Here is a 17,850-nt window from a genome sequence, read left to right as displayed (position 1 = left end):
TCGCATTCCCTGCACGGTGACACGACTGGAAAGCGGGCATGGCTTTTTCCAGGAGTAGCGAAATGTCTGGAACACCTAAAGAAGCCAGGGGCGACAAGCCGAACGCAGACGGCAAAGTCGACGACAAGACGTATCTGGAGGCGCTTCGTCACCTGCACGTCGAACTGGTCAAGATGCAGGAATGGGTTGTGCACACCGGGGCGAAAGTCTGCGTGGTGTTCGAAGGGCGCGACGGTGCCGGCAAGGGGGGCACCATCAAGGCCATCACCGAGCGCACGAGCCCGCGCGTGTTCCGGGTGATTGCGCTGCCTGCGCCGTCGGAACGCGAAAAGACCCAGATGTACATGCAGCGTTATATACCGCACCTGCCGGCCGCCGGCGAGGTCGTCCTTTTCGACCGGAGCTGGTACAACCGCGCGGGCGTCGAGCGCGTCATGGGCTTCTGCACGGAGGATGAGGCGCAGGAATTCCTGATGATCGTGCCGCTCGTGGAGCGTGCAGTCATTCATTCGGGCGTCATCCTGATCAAGTACTGGCTTGAGGTGAGTCCCGAGGAGCAGACCCGGCGGCTCGAAGACCGCATCCACGACGAGCGCAAAGTCTGGAAGCTTTCGCCGATGGACCTCGAGTCCTATCGTCGCTGGTATGACTATTCACGGGCCCGCGACCAAATGTTTGCATTGACCGACACCGACATCGCACCCTGGTTCGTCGTGCGTTCCGACGACAAAAAGCGCGCGCGGCTGAATGCGATCAGTCATTTGCTCAGCAAGATTCCGTACCATAGCGTACCGAGGGAGAAGGTGTCGTTGCCTCACCGGCAAAAGGCCGGGGGGTACCGCGAACTGGACCATCCTTTCAGGTACGTGCCCGAAAAATATTGAGTAGCGCCGCATCGCGTCCGCCAGAAAGGAGACCCGGGATTGCACGCCGAAGTCGCAAACGACGCGCGACCGAATGCCTCCACGTGTTCCTGCAACGCGCGGGCAAGGACATGATCCGATTGGTCAAGCGGCAGTATGGAAAGCAGGTTATTCGTCCGTGCCCTCCATGAATGGTTCGGACTGCAATTCAAAAAGCGGATTCGAGGAATGATCGGATGTACCGGATCGCAGAACCACGCCTTGGCGGACTACGCATCCAGGAATGGCACCGCCGCGCACGCTTCGCGATTGGCCTGCTGATTCTGGTGCTGCTAGGTTCGTCGGTCGGGCTGGTGCTGCTCGATCGTTCCGATGCGCCGTTGACCACGAAGATGTTCACGGCCCTCTGGGATGCGGTGAATCTCGTCACGACCCTGGGCGACTTCTCGGATTTCAATACGGACCAAAAGGTATTCATGCTGGTCGCGATGCTTGCGACGGTGGTGGTCGCCGGCTATGCATTACGGCAACTGGCAGGGATGCTGTCGGGCGACGACGTGATGGTCTTCTGGGAGAACAGGGCCATGGAGCACAAGCTCGAAACGCTGAACAACCACATCGTCGTGTGCCCGTTTAGTCCGGTCGGTCAGTTGGTCGCCGCCCGTTTGCTGGATGCCGGAGCGACCGTGCTCGTGCTGGATAGCGACGCAAAGCGCGCCGAAAAAGCCTCTGGACTGGGATACATGGTCATTCTCGGCGATCAGACGTCCTTCGACGACGTACTTGAGCGCGCCAGGCTGGATACCGCCCGTGCGTTGTTCGTGACGGGCGCCGATCCCAACAGCAACCTCGAGATCACGCTGGTGGCGCACACGCTCAATCCCGCGCTCAAGATCGTGGTGTCGGGCGAGAACGAACTGCGCAGATTGTTACTCCTGAGGGCAGGCGCGTCGACTGTCATTGACGAGAACGACATCGTTGCGTCCGCCATGGTGCGCGAGAGCGATGCACGGCAGGCGCAGCACCGCTCATAAAGCATATCGCTCGACAGGTGCGATCTGCGGGTAGTCTGCCGCCCGTTGTCGGCGCGATCGCACGTTGCTCCGCAAAACTGGCCTCGTGGCTTCGGGAGTCGCTCATGAGACACGCTTCATCAACCCATCCCGCAGGCGGCTTTCGCATTCCGGTGCTCGAGTGGGTCCACGACTACCAGAAGGACTGGCTCAGGCCGGATGTCATTGCTGGCGCGACCGCTGCGGCGGTCGTTCTTCCGAAAGCCATGGCCTATGCGACTGTCGCGGGTCTGCCAGTCCAGGTCGGGCTGTATACGGCCTTCCTTCCGATGGTGATCTATGCGTTCCTGGGGTCGTCGCGGCCGCTCAGCGTCAGCACCAGCGCAACGATCGCCATCCTCGCCGCAGCCGCTCTCGCCCGCGCGGCCCCTCGAGGAGGGACGGCGGAACTGCTGAGCGCCTTGGCAACGTTGACCTTGCTGGTCGGGGGCATGCTTACGCTCGCCGCGCTCCTGCGGTTGGGATTCGTTGCCAACTTCATTTCCGATCCGGTGCTCACCGGATTCAAGGCAGGGGTAGCGGTCATCATCGTGCTGGATCAGTTGCCGAAGCTGCTCGGCATTCACTTCCCGAAGGGATCGTTTTTCCACAACGTGCTGGCCATCGTAACGGGTATTCCTCACCTCTCGGCGGCGACACTCGCTGTGGGAGCGATTACCGTGGGCATCCTCGTGGCAATCGAGCACTTCTTTCCACGTGCACCCGCACCGCTAATCGCGGTGGCCTGCGGGATCGGCGGCGTGAGCCTCTTCGGCCTGCGCTCGTATGGAGTCGAGATCGTCGGCAAGGTGCCGACGGGCTTCTCGCCCATCACCATGCCCGACGTTTCCCTCGTTGCGTCGCTTGCGCCAGTTGCCGCGTGCATTGCCTTGATGAGCTTTACCGAGACGATCGCGTCGGGGCGAGCATTCGCTGAGAGCGGCGAACCTGCGCCACAGGCGAATCGGGAACTGCTGGCCATTGGTCTTGCCAATGTCGGAGGCGCGCTGCTGGGCTCCATGCCAGCGGGCGGCGGAACGACGCAGACAGCCGTCAACCGTTTCGCGGGCGCCCGCACTCAGCTCGCCGAACTGGTCACGGCTGCCGTCGCGCTCGGCACGATGTTGCTTCTCGCGCCCTTCATCGGATTGATGCCGCATGCCACGCTGGCAGCCGTTGTCATCGTCTATTCGATCGGCCTGATCAAGCCCGCGGAATTTCGTGCGATCGCCGCTGTGCGACACACAGAGCTGGTGTGGGCGCTGGTTGCGCTCGCCGGCGTCGTACTGCTTGGCACGTTGCAGGGCATCCTCGTCGCCATTGTCGTGTCACTGCTGGCGCTTGCCCACCAGACGTCCGATCCCCCCGTGCATGTGCTGCGCCGCAAGCCGGGCACGAACGTGTTTCGTCCGGTGTCTGCCGAGCACCCCGACGACGAGGCGTTTCCCGGCCTTCTGCTGTTGAGGCCCGAAGGGACCATTTTTTTCGCCAATGCCGAGCGCGTCGGCCAAAAGGTCCGCACGCTGATCGAGCAGACGCATCCCAGGGTCGTCGTGCTCCATCTGCGCGCCGTAACCGACCTCGAGTACACCGCGCTGAAAATGCTGACGGAATCGGAACAGAAGCTGCGCAAGCAGGACATCATGCTCTGGCTCGTGGGTCTCAACCCGGGCGTACTGGCAATGGTGCAAAATTCACCGCTCGGCAAGACGCTCGGACGCGACCGGATGTTCTTCAATCTGGAGCGGGCAGTCGAGGCATGGGAGGCGCAGCAACCACCAGGAACCGTGAGCGGAGCGTCGCACTGAGTTTGCCGGGTGCCTGCCGACGCATTCGCGAGCCCGGCAAAAATCGCTGTCCGGCTTCTGGACGCCCCACGCCTCGACTCGACGCATGCGATTTCGTTGCTCCCGCAACGAGATTGAACGCACTCCATGGCACGCTGACCCAGCCGACGTACGGCGCGCCCGATGCGCGCCGGCCAACCACGCAGTGACACACCGTGCTGCCAGGCGGCGCAGCCAAGATCTGGTAGCGGAACCCTTTCCGCGTAACCAGCCCAGTCGATACTGTTCTCTTACTTCGCGCACGATCGCGCAGGTATCGAATTCCGCGCTTTCAATCCCGTAAACATGACGCCCGAGCACGCTCGCATTATTTCTCTTCGCATTGGGAATAGAACGCAGCCATGCGTTGTTGACGCCAGTAACGGCCCTCCGGCCATCGACTGGAATCGTTCATGCACACTCTCGCACACCTTACGCTTTCACATGCATTGCCGGGCGCGCGCCCGTGCACAGGGGCCCGTCCGTGAATCGCGCCTCGATCTGCGTGCCGTGCCGATTCGCGGCCATCGCAGCCGTGGTGGGCTGCGCGGGCGCCGCGTTCGCGTGGACGGCCGGCTGGCTCACGCCGAAGCGCCTCGACGCCCCGCATATCATCAACACGTTCGAGTCGAATTATGGCGTCCACCCGGACTATCGGCGCAATCACGCCAAGGGACTCTGTGTGGAGGGCTGGTTCGAAAGCAATGGCAACGGCGCGAGCGTGTCGCGTGCCGCCGTGTTCGCGCCGGGACGCACGCCCGTAGTCGGACGCTTCGCCATTCCCGGCAGCAACCCCGCCGCGCCGGACGCCAGCACGCCTGTGCGCAGCATGGCTCTGCTATTCCAGTTGCAGAACGGCGAGCAGTGGCGCACCGGCATGAACTCGGTGCCTGTCTTCATCGTTCGCACTCCGGACCAATTCTATAGGCAGCTCGTGGCTTCGAAGCCAGACCCGGCGACGGGAAAGCCCGACGCGGCGAAGCTCGACGCTTTTTTCCGGGCGAACCCGGAAACGCTGCCGTTCCGCAATTGGGTGACGGCGCATCCGCCCTCCTCCAGTTTCGCGAATACGGCGTTTTACAGCGTCAACGCGTTCATCGCCACGGACGCCGCCGGCAACCGGCACGCCGTGCGCTGGCAAACCGTGCCGGAAGCGGCCTGGGCGCCGGAGACGCCGGCGCAAAAGGCCGACCCGAACTTCCTCGCCGACGACTTCGCCGCGCGCTTCGCAGCGGGCCCCGCGGCGATCCCTTTGCGCTGGAGGCTCGTGCTCACCGTCGCTGCCGCCGCAGATCCGACGAACGACGCCACGCAGCAATGGCCCGCGGACCGCGAGCAGATCGACGCCGGCACGCTGGTATTGCAGCGCGCCGAGCCGCAAAGCAACGGCATGTGCCGCGACGTGAACTACGATCCGACCATTTTGCCCGACGGTCTGAAGCCTTCCGACGACCCGTTGCTCGCCGCGCGCTCGGCGGCCTATTCAGTTTCGTTCAATCGCCGCACGCGCGAGGAAGCCGAACTCGCGCAGACGCATGGAGGCTCCCAGCCATGAAACAACCGGTCCAACATTTCAGCACGTTGCAGCGCCTCCTGCATTGGTCGATGGCAGTCCTTATCGTCACGATGCTGTTCGTCGGCGTGGGGATGGTCTCCACGGTCTCGCGCTTGCATGAGGCCCTGCTTGCGCTCCACCGTCCGCTGGGCATCGTGCTGCTTGCTCTCGTGATCGTGCGCATCGCAACGCGGCTCCGGTGCGGAGCGCCGCGCCTGCCCGCCGGGTTGCCGGCCTGGCAGCGCGCGGGCGCGCACGCCTCGCACCTCGCCCTTTATCTGTTGATGATCGCTATGCCGCTGATCGGCTGGTCGATGCTATCGGCGGGCGGCTATCCCGTCGTGCTGTACGGCGGCCTGCATCTGCCGCCCATCGCGCCGCATGACGTGACGCTCTATGCATGGCTGCGCGCCGCGCATACCTGGCTCGCCATGGCGCTCTACGCGACGATTCTGTTGCATCTGGGAGCCGCGCTCTTTCACGCGCTCATTCGCCGGGACGGTGTGCTCGCCAGCATGGCGCGTGGCGAAGCGCGCGGTTGACGGGTGGGACTGGAACGCATGACCGGCATACCGGCGCGTGATCCCCTCAGCATCGTGCGCATGTTTGGCCTGTACGGCCAATTTCTGCTTTTCTTCATCGCGCACCGCTCGACGCTCTCGACGCTCGGCTGGGACGACATCGACACGGACAAGGCGGAATTTCTGAAGGCGAATATCGCGGAACAAACGCGCGTGCTAGTCTTCGAGGTTCCCTCCCTCATCGGAGCCCCGTCATGTCCGCCCTTGCCGCCGTCGCCAGCATTCTCCTCGCCGTTCTGCTCGGGGCCATGAGTCCCGGCCCGAGCTTCGTGCTCGTCGCGCGTAACTCGATCGGCCTGTCGCGCCGCGACGGCGTGGCCACCGCGCTTGGCATGGGCAGTGGCGCGATCTGCTTTGCCGGCATCGCGCTCGCCGGGCTCTACACGGTGCTCGCCACGGTTGCCTGGCTCTACGCGGCGCTGAAGATCGCGGGCGGCGCCTACCTGCTCTATATCGCTTCGCGCATCTGGCGCGGCGCCGGCACGCCGGTCACCGTGAGCAAGACGGCCGCGGCCGGCGAGCGGCCCGGCAAGTCCTACTGGAGCGGCCTCACCACGCAGTTGAGCAACCCGAAAACGGCCATTGCCTATGGCGGCATCTTCGTGGCGCTGTTGCCGCAGCATCCGCCGCTCTGGTGCTACTTCGCGTTGCCGCCGCTCGTGTTCGCGATCGAAACCGGCTGGTACACGGTCGTGGCGCTGTGCTTTTCGAGTCAGCGCCCGCGCGATCTGTATCTGCAGGCAAAAGGCTGGATCGACCGCATCGCCGCAGGCGCCATCGCGGCGCTCGGCTTGCGCCTGATCTTCAGCGCGGGGCATCGCGGCATCTGACATCGCCCGGCGCGGTCCCCTGGCCGCGCCGGAGCAGCGGAAACAAATTGCCCATTCCGCTTGACAATCTATCTTCCAGTAGATAAATTGGAGTCCATGGACACGAAACTGACAGTGCGGGAGCAGCTTCTCGACCACGCCATCACCCTCATGATGCTGCGCGGCTACAACGGCTTCAGCTACCGTGACCTGTCGGAACTGGTGGGCGTAAAAACGTCCAGCATCCACTACTACTTTCCGTCGAAAGACGACCTCGTGCTGGAAGCGGTAAATCAGTACAGCAGCGAGGTCATGGCGGGACTGCAATCCATCGAAGCAGCGCTCCCGGCGCGCGAAAAGCTCGCGATCTACACGCGGCTCTTCGGCAAGACGCTGGGCGACGGCAACCAGATCTGTCTGTGCGGCATGCTGGCCGCCGACATCGAATCGCTGCCCGAAAACGTGCGCCAGGCCGTGCAGGCGTTCTTCCGCGCCAACGAAGACTGGCTGGCCGAAGTGCTGGCGCAAGGGGCCAGGGAAGGCACGCTGGTCGTGAAGGGTAAGGCGCAAAGCGCCGCGCGCACCCTGTTCGCGGCGTTGCAGGGCAGTGTTCTGGCAAGCCGGCTGTTCAAAACGAAGTCGCGCCTCGAAGATGTAGAAGCCATGTGGCGCGTGGCCCAGTGAAATGCTGAAGCTGCAAGCCGGGGCGGTACGCCGCCTCTTTTGTTGGGCTACAGTTTCTATCTTCTGATAGATAGCCGTAAAAGGTGCATCATGATCGAGTTTCTACGACTACGAATCTATCTTGTGGTAGATAGAATACACAGACTGACAACGATGAATTCGCAAGCTGCTTTGCTGTTCTGCTGGACCCCGGTGCATATGCCTGTCGCCTTGCACCGCTAGATTGGAAGTCGCACCGAGCCGTACCTTTAACTCACCGTCTTTGCTCAAAGGAGCCTGTCATGTCGATCGAAAAAGTCCTCTACCGCGCCGAAGCCACCGCTACCGGCGGCCGTGATGGCCGCGCCGTCATTCCCGCCAGCCAGCTGGATCTCAAGCTCACCACGCCGCGCGAACTGGGCGGCGCGGGCGGCGACGGCACGAACCCCGAACAGCTTTTCGCCGCCGGCTATAGCGCGTGTTTCATCGGCGCGATGAAGTTCGTCGCGGCGCGCGACAAGATCGCCCTGCCCGCCGATCTTTCGATCACCGGCAACGTGGGCATCGGCCAGATTCCGAATGGCTTCGGCATCGAAGTCGAACTGAAGGTCTCGCTGCCCGGCATGGACCGCGCGGCCGCCCAGGCGCTCGTCGACAAGGCACATATCGTGTGCCCGTACTCGAACGCCACGCGCGGCAACATCGACGTGACGCTCACGATCGTTTAACGCGCACACTCGACGAAGTATTTCGCACTACGAGCGAAGGGCCGCCACTGCGAGCGGCCCTTCGTGCTTTGGCGACTGCTCACGCGGCCTGCGCGTCGCGCGCGAGTCCCGCCATGAGGCCGCTTGCGCGCTGCACCCTGGCGAGCACCGCGCGATCGAGCACGGCGCGCCCCTCGGGCACGGCGAGCGTGAGAAACGACCGCGCACGCGTGATGCCCGTGTAGACGAGTTCGCGCGTGAGAATGGGGCTGTACGTGTCGGGCAGCACGAGTGCGGCGTGCGTGAACTCCGAGCCCTGCGACTTGTGGACGGTGAGCGCGAACACGGTTTCGACGCCTTGCAAACGGCTCGGCGACACCCACTTCACGGTGCCCGAGCCGTCGCCGGCCGGGAACGCCACCCGCAGCACGGTCGGCTCGCCCGCCGCGACGGGCAGTTCCAGCGCGATGCCGATATCGCCGTTCATGAGTCCGAGCTCGTAGTCGTTGTGCGTGACGAGCACGGGGCGGCCCGCGTACCAGTCGCCATGCGGATCGATGAGACCTTCTTCGTGCAGCAGCCGCGCGACGCGCCGGTTCAAGCCCTCGACGCCCCACGGACCGCGCCGCAGCGCACACAGCAGCTGAAACGCGCCATGCGCCCTGAGCACACCGGCCGCCCAGTCGGCGAGCGCCTCGGGCGGGGCGCCGGGCTCGGGCCGCGTCGCCCGCATCGTTTCCAGGTAGTGGCGGTAGCCGTGGCGCTGCGCCCGCACCGATCCACTGTCATCCACGCGGCCTTCGACGACGAGTGCGCGCAACGGACCATCGTCGTCTGCCTGGCAGACGATCCTCGCGAGATCGTCGTAACCGCGCGACCAGATCTTCGCGACAGCCACTGCATCGCCCGCGTTGACGAGTTCGGCCAGCGCGCCGATGCCGCTCTCCGATGCGAAACGATGGCTCTCGCGCAGCATCGCAATGGCCTGATCGAGCGGCAGTCCGTGCTCGTCGAGCATCGCGGCGTCGATGCGCTCGCCCGTGGCCGCTTCGAGCCAGGTGCGCGACGCTTGCGTGTAGTGCCCTTCGCGCGCGCGGTCGCACAATTCGCCCAGCACCGCGCCGGCTTCGACCGATGCTAGCTGGTCCTTGTCGCCCAGCAGGATCAGACGCGCGGATGACGGCAGCGCATCGAGCACGGCGGCCATCATTTCGAGGTCGACCATCGAGGCCTCGTCGATCACGAGCACGTCCACGGGCAGCGGATTCACGGCGTCATGCCTGAAGCGCCGGCTGCCGGGCCGCGTGCCCAACACGCGATGCAGCGTGGCGACGACGGTCGGGATCGCGTTGCGCAGCGTCGCGGGATCGACGTGAGCCTGCAACGCCTCGAACGGCAATCGCTCCACCGCGCCCGCTATCGATTCGTTCAAACGGGCCGCGGCCTTGCCCGTGGGCGCAGCAAGCCGGATGCGCAACGGCCTCGCCGCACGCGTTCCCTGCCCGGCGCGGCCAAGCGCCAATGTCTGAAGGAGTGCCAACAATCTGACGACCGTGGTTGTCTTGCCCGTGCCCGGCCCGCCCGTGACGATGCTGAACGCGCTGCGCGCGGCGAGCGCACACGCGAGCTTCTGCCAGTCGGCGGCGCGCGGACTTTCCTTGGAATGCGGCGCGAACAGCGCATCGAGCGCCGCGCGGGCCACCTCCAGCGGCAATCCTGCTTCGACCTGTGCGGCGCGCGCGAGGCGCCGTTCGATGCCTGCGCGCACGTCCTGCTCGTACTGCCAGTAGCGCCGCAAATAGAGCCGCGTGCCGGCGAGCACGAGCGGCGTGTTGCCTGCTGCCTCGTTTGCGGGCTCCGCGCTCGCGCTTTCCTCGCTCACGAGATCCGGCACCGCGAGCGCCTCGCGCCATTGCGCGAGCGTGACGCCCGCCAGCACTTCGGCCGGCGGCTGGGCCGGCGTCGCCGCCAGCACTTGCGGGCCGTCGGGCGGCAGGGAGAGCGCAAATGCGGGGTCCTCCAGCGTGGCCTTCAAGTCCAGACAGACGTGACCGCGCCCGAGCTGATGGCTCGCGAGCGCCGCCGCGAGCAACAGGAGCGGCGGACAGTACGGCGCTTCGGTCCACAGAAAGCGGGCAAACGCGGCATCGAGCGTGCGCAGCCAGCCGCGCTCGACCCAGTTGTCGAGGACGCCGAGCATCTGCGCGGCCGTCTCGCGCGCGGCGCTGCGCGTGGGTGTCGGCTCGGGTTCCGGCTCGGCGTCGGGCAAGGCCAGATTCTGGAACAGATCGCCGGTGAAACAGTCCGGTCCTTTCGTGCGGCGCCTCGTCATGCCACATCCTCCAGCGCATTGCGACGCGCGAAACACGCGTCGAGTCGTTCGATCAGCTCGCGCGGCGGCCGCTCGCAATGCAGCCCCTGCCCAGGCGCATGGCCGCCACGCAGGAACAGATACACGGCGCCGCCCACGTGACGGTCGTAGTCGTAATCGGGCAGGCGCGCCTTGAGCAGCCGGTGCAGCGCGAACAAATACAGCGCGTATTGCAGTTCATAACGCGAATGGAGGATCTGCGCGCGCATTTTCGCGGGCGTATACGACGCATCGTCGGGGCCGAGCCAGTTCGATTTGTAGTCGGCCACGTAATAGCGGCCCTCGTGTTCGAATACGAGATCGATGAAACCCTTGAGCATGCCGTTGAGCGTCGCGGCGTCGAGCGCGGGCCGCGCCTCGCCGTCCAGCGTGAAGGCGGTGACGAGCGCATCGATTTCGAGCGTATCGACGTCGTGCGCCGTGACCCAAAACTCGAGCTCCGCCATGTACGAGCCCGGCTCGAGCGCCGCGAACGCAACGGGCGCAACGCTTTCGCCTTCGATGTCGGGCAGGCGCAGCGGCGTACGCACGAGCCCCAGCATCCATTGCGTGAGCGGCTCGATCCAGTGCGACCAGCCGCGCACGTTGCAGCGGCGCGCGACCATGTCGCGCACGCGCGGCTCGTCTTGTGCGATGACGGCGAAGCCTTCGTTGGCCGCCCATTCCATCAGCTCGTGCAGGAAGGTGCCCGCGTCCGCACCGCGTTCGAAGCCATGCATCGGCGCGAGCGCGGGCGCGACGCTCGCTTGCCCGGCGTTTGCAAAGCCTTCGTCTTCCTCGGGCGGCACGCTCGCATCGAGCAGTTCGAGGAAGACGTCTTCGCTGCGGGTATCGGGCGCGCCGCGGGCATCGTCCGCTTCGACGGGCGCGGTCGAGCCGATCGACGATTCCACGGTCTTGAGGCTCGAATAGCTCGCGATCCACCAGCGTTCGCGCTCCCGATGCGCAAGCGTGCGCGCATGGCCTCTCACCGCGCCGGTATCGCGCAACGCGAACACTTCGCGATGCGCCTGCGGCGCCGGCGCCGCGGCGATGTCCGTGCACGGGCCGCGCAAGGCATCGAGAAATGCTTCGGTCTCCTCAGTTGGCAAAGTTGCACCGCCATTGAGCAGATAACCGAACGCACTCGCTTCTACGCCCTGCACCGGTCCATAGCCAACCCAGGTCGCGTAGCGCGCGCGCGTGAGCGCGACGTAAAGCTTGCGCAGATCCTCGCCAAGCCGTTCGCGATCGGCCTGATACAGCACGCGCGCGTCCGCTTCGAGCGTGACTCGCAGCTCGCCTTCCTCGTCGTGCCATTTGAACGGCACGTCGTCGGGCTTGACGGCGCGGTGCGCACAGGCGAACGGCAGAAACACGAGTGGATATTCGAGGCCCTTCGACTTGTGGATCGTGACGACCTGCACGAGTCCCGCATCGCTCTCCAGGCGCAGTTGGCGCACGTCGCCCCCGCCGCCCGCGCTTTCGTCCTCGCGCTGCTCGTCCAGGTAGCGGATCAGCGCGTGCTCGCCGTCGAGTTGCGTGCTCGCCTGCTGCAACAGCTCGGCGAGATGCAGCAGGTTGGTGAGCGCGCGCTCGCCGTTCAGCCCCGCGCCCGCCGCCTCGCCGATGAGACGCTGCGGCACGTGAAAATCGTTGAAGAGGCGGCGCAGCATCGGCAGCACGCCCTTCTTGCGCCAGCAGTCGCGGTACCCGCGGAACTGCAGCACGCGTGCTTCCCACGCGATCTCGTCACGACCGAGCAGATCGAGTTCCGACCATGCGAGCCCGAGCGTGGGCGTGGCGAGCGCCGTGCGCACGAGGCGGCCGTCGTCGGGCTCGGCACAGGCCGCGAGCCAGTAGCGCAGTTCTTCGGCCTGCGGCGTCTGGTACACCGAGTCGCGATCCGAGAGATAGACGCTGCGCACGCCTCGTGCGGCCAGCGCCTCGCGTATCGCCTGCGCCTCGCTGCGGTTGTTGACGAGCACCGCCATGTCGGCGGGCTGCAACGGCCGCATGCCGCACTCGCCCGAAAAACCGGCGGCATGCTCCTGGCCGAGATTGAGCAGGCGCACCATTTCGGTCGCGCAACTCGCGGCCATACCGGCGAGATACGCGCCTTTGCTGAGCGGCTTGCCATCCTCGGCCGGCGGCATCCACCAGACGTTGAGCGCGGGCAGCGCCGCGCCCGCCGCGACCAGTTTTTCGGGCCGTCCGTGCGCATCGGCGGCGACGAACGGCAGCGCGTTCCCGCATCCATCAGGGCTGCGAAACAAAAAGGCTCCACTACCCTCGGGCCGCGACTCGGCCGCTTCGAAGCAACGGTTTACCGCTTCGACCATCGCGCGCGTGGAACGGAAATTCTTCTTCAGCGTATAGAGTCGCCCTTCGCAGGCTCGGCGCGCGCGCAGATAGGTATAGATGTCGGCGCCGCGAAACGCGTAGATCGCCTGCTTCGGGTCGCCGATCAGGACGATCGCCGTACCAGTGTCGTTCTCGTCGATCCGGTAGACCGCATCGAAGATCTGATACTGAACCGGGTCCGTATCCTGGAACTCGTCGATCAGCGCGACCGGGTACTGCTTGCGGATGATTTCCGCGAGCCTCGCGCCATTCTCGCGCTGCAGCGCCGCGCGCAACCGCGTGAGCAGATCGTCGAAGCCCATTTGCGAGCGGCGCGCCTCCTCTTCCTCGAAGCGCCGCGCCACCCAGCGTGCCGCGTGGCACAGCAGGTCCTGCTTCGCCTCGGGCGGCGCGGCCAGCGATGCGCGCAGGCTTTCCATCGCCACGAAGGCGGCATGCTCGGGCGGATCGCCCTTTACCCAGATTTCCACGAGGCCGGCGGGCGTGAGGCGCGTCCACACCGCCGCCTTGTCGTCGAAACCCGGATGCGCGGAATCAGCATCGTTGGCCCAGTCGCGCAGCTTGCCGATCCATGTTTCGCAGTGCTTCGAATTGAGCTTTCTGGCATCGAACTGCTTCGCCGCGCGCGCCGCGTGGAGCAGCACCTCGACCTCGTCGATCCAGACTCGCCACGGCGCCTTCAGCGCTTCGAGTTCTGCCTGCGCGCGTTTGCGCGCGTCGTCGAGCGCCGCGCCGGGGTCGCACGCATCCGGCAACAGGTCGGCGTGGGCAAGCAGCCCCCGAATCGCCTTGTGCAGTTCGTCCGGGCTCGCGAACCACGCGCGGACCTCGGCGGCACATCGCGCGTCGAGCGGCGCCATGAAGGTGCGCCAGTAGTCGCGCACCACCTCGGCGCGCAATTCCGTCTGGTCGGTTTCGAGTGTCTGCGAAAAGAGGCTGTCGCTGTCGAATGCGTGCTCGCTCAGCATGCGATTACACCAGCCGTGGATCGTCGAGACCGCGGCCTCGTCCATCCATTCGGCCGCGAGTTGCAGGCGGCGCGCGCAGGCGGGCCATTGCTCCGGCGGATAGTCCTCGCGCAGATCGTGCAGCAGGTCTTCGCCGGACTCGCGTTCGAGCACGTCTTCAGGCTCCACGCGAAAGCATTGCGCGGCTTCGATGAGTCGCGCGCGAATGCGCTCGCGCAGTTCCTTGGTCGCCGCGTCGGTGAACGTGACGACGAGGATTTCGGGCGGCGTGAGCGCGCGCCCCGACGTGCGCGCCTCGTCCGCGAAATCCGCAGCGTCCGCCGCCGCATCGAGCGCGCCGTGGCCGAGCACGAGGCGCACGTACAGCATGGCGATCGTGAACGTCTTGCCCGTGCCCGCGCTCGCCTCGATCAGGCGGCTGCCGTAAAGCGGGAAGCGCAGCGGGTCCAGCACCTGGGCGTCCATGTTGTCGAGCGGATTCATGCAGTTTCTCCAGCCTCGACCGAAGCGCGCTTCCCACGCGACGACGCGAGCGGCGCGCGCGCGACGGGCAGCAGCAGCGTCGTGGCGAGCGTGATGAAATCGTCGTGCGCGGCAAGCGCGTCGAAATCGGGGAACGCGCGGCGCAAGTAGGCGTTCGTGTCGCGCTCGCCACGCGTTAGCGCGTTGCCCTCGTACGCCATGCGAGCGGCTTCCCACGCGTGCGCGGACGCTGCGGCGCGCGTGCCGTCGAAGGTATCCGGCAGCTTGCGCAGCCATGCAAACGCAGTCTTCACCGCGAGCGGCAACGGCCGGCGGGCACCATCGTCCCACGCGGCGAGCAACGCGAGCAGATAGTCGCGCGCGGCCTGCTCGTCGAGGGGCGCGAACTCCGCCACGCCCACCTTGCTCACGATTACCGTGGTCACCGGACCCGCCGCGATCTGTGCGGCCACGTGCGCGACCCAGTACGGGACGAGACGGTCGCCGCGATAACGGTGATCCTTCACGAGCGTGCCCGGCTCCAGAATCACGCGGCCGAGCGCGCCTTGCGGGCCCTCACGCAGATCGTCGAGCCAGTCGTCGAGCGACACCATGCGGCCGTCGAACGTCGCATCGAGACGTATTTCGTATTGGTGGTCGAGCGGCTCGGGCCAGCGCGCGAGCGCCTTGCGATATTCGACGAAAAGCTCGGGCATGGGAGCAAGCAGTTCCTCGCCGATCACTTCGCCAAAGCCGCCCGACGCGAGATCGCCGCTGCGATGCATCCGTTCCAGGCGCGCGAGCGCCGCGGGTTCGAGATCGTCCTCGCCGCGCTCCATCGCCCTGACCTGCGCGCGGATCAATTCGTCTTGCAGCTGCCACGCCTGCAAGGCGTCCACTTCGAACGGCTCGTGATTTTCGCTCGCCGCGTCCTCGCTTTCGAAGGCGACACGCAGGCGCTGCCGGAAGAAGCTGCGCACCGGGTCGCGCAGGAATTCGCCGAGTTCGCGAATCGTCAGGGGCTCATCGCGCTCGGGCGGCGCCAGGGCTTGCGCATTCGCTTCGGCCCCGGGGCGCACGTCGGCGAGCTTGCCCCACTCGTGCGCATACGTGTAAAGCAATGCTTCTTCGGGCCGTGCCGGAAAATAGTCCGGGCTGAACGGTTGCAAGCGATGCTCGATGGTCAACGCGTCGAGCAGCGCCTGGCCATCGGCATCTTCTTCGCCTTCGAGCCGCCAGCCGGCCTTCAGGTGGTCGCGCAACTGCCCGACCAGCACCGAGGGCGGGCGCGGCGTGTTGTCGGTCACGCTGCGCCCGATCCACGAAACATGCAGATGGTCGCGCGCCGAAAGCATCGCTTCGAGGAACAGATAGCGGTCGTCCTCGCGGCGCGAGCGGTCGCCGGGACGATAGTCGCGGCGCATGAGGTCGAAGTCGAGCGGCGTGCGGCTGCGCGGATAGTCGCCGTCGTTCATGCCGAGCAGGCAGACGCGCCGGAACGGAATCGCGCGCATCGGCATCAGTGTGGCGAAGGTCACCGCGCCCGCGAAGAAGCGCTGCGAGAGGCCGCCGCCTTCGAGCGCCGCGAGCCAGTTCTCCGCGACGATGGCGAGCGGCAACGTGTCGGTGAGCGCGGCTTCGTCGCACGCCTCACGCCACGTTTCGAGCGCGGCGTCGAGACGGTCGAGCGTGTAGGCGTCTTCGTCCTGCGCGGCGAAAAAGGCCGCCTTCAACGCGCGCAGGCGCTCGCACCACACTTCGACCGTGGCCGGCTCGCGCAGCGTGCGCCACGCATGGTCGAGCGCATCGACGAGGCGCGTGAGCGGGCCGAGCAACGCGGCGTCGAGCCCGCCGATCTCGCTGTATGGCTCGATACCGCGCCATGCGCCCGCGCGCTCGCCCGCCGCGTAGCCCAGCAGCATGCGCCGCAGGCCGAATGCCCAGCTATTGGGCGCGCTCAGTTCGTCGGCCTGCGGCAATCCCAGGCTCGCGCGCTGCGCCGCATGCAGGCCCCAGCGGATGTTCGCGCCGTCGATCCAGTGGTGCAAGGTGGGCACGTCTTCGGCGTCGATGCCAAAGCGCGCGCGCACGGCCGGCACTTCGAGCAGGTCGAGCACGTCGCTCACCGTCACGCGCGAGTACGGCAGCGACAGCAGCATTTCCAGCGCGCCGATCAGCGGATCGAACGCGCGCTGCGCGCGGTCGGCCACGCTGAACGGAATGCTGCGCGGGTCACTGGCGTCGAGCAGGCCGAACACGGCCTGGATATGCGGCGCATAGACCTCGATGTCGGGCACCATCACGATGACGTCGCGCGGACGCAGCGTCGGGTCCGCCGCAAACGCGGCGAGCAGGCGGTCGTGCAGGATCTCCACTTCGCGCTGTGCGCTGTGCGCGACGTGAAAGCGAATTGATTCGTCCTCCTGCACATTGACCGGACCCCAGTGTTCGCGCGTCTCGGCGAGCGGGCGCAGATCGCGAATGTCGTCCTGCAGTTGCTGGAGCAGCGTGAGCGCGTCTTCGCCTTCGAACAGATCGATACGTTGCCCGATGCGCGTGAAATGCGGTGTATAGGTCTCGCGCGCCTCGTCGCTGTCGTATTCGTCGAGCAGGCCGATGAAGTCGCGCCCTTGCTTGCCCCATGCCGCGAGCAGCGGCTGCGCATGCAGATGCAGCTGCGCTTCGTCGAGGCGGTCAGGCGCGCCCGCGCGGCGGCGCTGCCGCGCGTGGCGCGCGCGCAGCAGGTCCTGGTCCGCGACGATATCGGCCCAATAATGCATACACGGGTTGTGCACGCACATCAGCACCTGGCACCAGCGCGCGAGCGCGGCGAGCACTTCCACCGACTGGCGCGGCAGGCTCGAAATGCCGAACACGACGAGGCGGCGCGGTAACGCGGCCGGCCGCGGTTCGCCCTCCTCCCACGCCTGCGCGCGCTGCATGAACGCCTCGTGCACGGCGGCGCGGCCCGTGTCGCGCAAGCCGATGCGGTCTTGCGCATGAGCGCTCACGTCCGCGAGCAGGGCGCGCCAGAGCGCCGCCTGCCAGCGCGCCTCCTCGGGCAACGGCACGCGAGCGTTGCGCGCATCGATCAGCACGTCCTCATGCGCCGCCCACGCGGCGAGCCAGTCGGAGCGATAGACCTGATACTGGTCGAGCAGGTCGGCCACGCGCTGCGCGAGCTGGAAGCACTTGCGCTGGTCCTCGTCGTGCGTCATGAAGCGCTTGAGCGGTTCATAACCCGGTTCGTCGAGCAGCGCGGGCAGCATGCGCATGAGACGCCACACGAGACGCGACTTGTCGAACGGCGAGACCGCGGGCACCGCGTCGTTGCCGAGCACCGCGCGATAAACCTGCCACAGGAAGCGCGACGGCAGCGACATTTCGAACGCCGCGGCGATGCCGCAGCCGCCCTCCTCCGGATCGGCCGCGAACGCGAGCTTGAGCCACTGCGCGATGCCGTTGCTCTGCACGAGGAACATTTCCTTTTCGAGCGGTGCGAGCGGATTCTGGCTGATCCAGTTGACGATCAGATCGCGCATGCGCTCGGGCTGATTGCCGTGTACCAGCATCAGCCCCGTGGGCAGTTCGCGCGCGCTCAAGCGGGGCTCCGGCGCGCGATACGCGCAATACGTGCGAAACGTGCGAAA

At 66.1% G+C, this 17,850-nt stretch carries 12 protein-coding genes; 9 read left to right on the top strand and 3 right to left on the bottom strand.

Annotation, left to right across the window (positions count from 1 at the left end; all coding sequences use genetic code 11):
* Positions 1 to 38 precede the first annotated feature (38 nt).
* The 9 genes from ppk2 (at position 39) to BMI01S_RS27120 (ending at position 8,077) form a co-directional block, all read left to right on the top strand.
* Complete coding sequence (gene ppk2, locus BMI01S_RS27160; RefSeq protein ID WP_042291112.1) at positions 39 to 884, top strand: polyphosphate kinase 2; 846 nt, start codon at positions 39 to 41, stop codon at positions 882 to 884.
* 215 nt (positions 885 to 1,099) lie between these two features.
* Positions 1,100 to 1,897, top strand: a complete 798-nt coding sequence (locus BMI01S_RS27155; RefSeq protein WP_028210361.1) for a potassium channel family protein — start codon at positions 1,100 to 1,102, stop codon at positions 1,895 to 1,897.
* A gap of 104 nt (positions 1,898 to 2,001) precedes the next feature.
* Positions 2,002 to 3,723: a SulP family inorganic anion transporter gene (locus tag BMI01S_RS27150; RefSeq protein ID WP_042291110.1), complete on the top strand. Its 1,722-nt coding sequence runs from the start codon at positions 2,002 to 2,004 to the stop codon at positions 3,721 to 3,723.
* A gap of 502 nt (positions 3,724 to 4,225) precedes the next feature.
* Positions 4,226 to 5,296, top strand: coding sequence for a catalase family peroxidase (locus BMI01S_RS27145; RefSeq protein WP_028230361.1), 1,071 nt, complete (start codon positions 4,226 to 4,228; stop codon positions 5,294 to 5,296).
* On the top strand, positions 5,293 to 5,838 hold the full coding sequence (locus BMI01S_RS27140) for a cytochrome b (RefSeq protein ID WP_028230360.1): 546 nt from the start codon (positions 5,293 to 5,295) through the stop codon (positions 5,836 to 5,838). The genes BMI01S_RS27145 and BMI01S_RS27140 overlap by 4 nt, the downstream gene beginning before the upstream one ends.
* An 18-nt stretch (positions 5,839 to 5,856) precedes the next feature.
* A complete protein-coding gene (locus BMI01S_RS27135; protein ID WP_028230359.1) occupies positions 5,857 to 6,129 on the top strand; it encodes a CerR family C-terminal domain-containing protein in 273 nt (90 codons plus the stop codon).
* Positions 6,072 to 6,707: a LysE family translocator gene (locus BMI01S_RS27130; RefSeq protein WP_028230358.1), complete on the top strand. Its 636-nt coding sequence runs from the start codon at positions 6,072 to 6,074 to the stop codon at positions 6,705 to 6,707. The genes BMI01S_RS27135 and BMI01S_RS27130 overlap by 58 nt, the downstream gene beginning before the upstream one ends.
* 96 nt (positions 6,708 to 6,803) lie before the next feature.
* Positions 6,804 to 7,370 (top strand): TetR/AcrR family transcriptional regulator, encoded by a 567-nt coding sequence (locus BMI01S_RS27125; protein WP_028230357.1) that lies wholly within the window; start codon positions 6,804 to 6,806, stop codon positions 7,368 to 7,370.
* A 281-nt stretch (positions 7,371 to 7,651) separates the two neighbouring features.
* Entirely contained in the window at positions 7,652 to 8,077 is a 426-nt protein-coding gene (locus tag BMI01S_RS27120; RefSeq protein ID WP_028210368.1) for an organic hydroperoxide resistance protein, read from the top strand.
* A 79-nt stretch (positions 8,078 to 8,156) separates the two neighbouring features.
* Here the strand turns inward: BMI01S_RS27120 and recD are convergent, their stop codons facing one another.
* Genes recD through recC form a run of 3 tightly spaced genes read right to left on the bottom strand, consistent with a single transcriptional unit; the run spans position 8,157 to position 17,802 of the window.
* A complete protein-coding gene (recD, locus tag BMI01S_RS27115) occupies positions 8,157 to 10,388 on the bottom strand; it encodes an exodeoxyribonuclease V subunit alpha (RefSeq protein ID WP_081723333.1) in 2,232 nt (743 codons plus the stop codon).
* Positions 10,385 to 14,221 carry an exodeoxyribonuclease V subunit beta gene (gene recB / locus BMI01S_RS27110; protein ID WP_028230355.1) on the bottom strand — a complete coding sequence of 1,279 codons (3,837 nt, stop codon included), beginning with the start codon at positions 14,219 to 14,221 and terminating at the stop codon, positions 10,385 to 10,387. The genes recD and recB overlap by 4 nt, the downstream gene beginning before the upstream one ends.
* The gene (gene recC / locus BMI01S_RS27105) at positions 14,218 to 17,802 is read right to left on the bottom strand and encodes an exodeoxyribonuclease V subunit gamma (protein ID WP_244145308.1); all 3,585 of its coding nucleotides are present in this window, start codon (positions 17,800 to 17,802) and stop codon (positions 14,218 to 14,220) included. Before recC ends, recB begins: the two co-directional genes overlap by 4 nt.
* Between the last annotated feature and the right edge of the window lie 48 nt (positions 17,803 to 17,850).

This window comes from Paraburkholderia mimosarum LMG 23256 = NBRC 106338 (genome assembly GCF_000739815.1).
Taxonomy (GTDB): domain Bacteria; phylum Pseudomonadota; class Gammaproteobacteria; order Burkholderiales; family Burkholderiaceae; genus Paraburkholderia; species Paraburkholderia mimosarum.
This window is presented reverse-complemented; position numbering and strand designations above follow the sequence as displayed.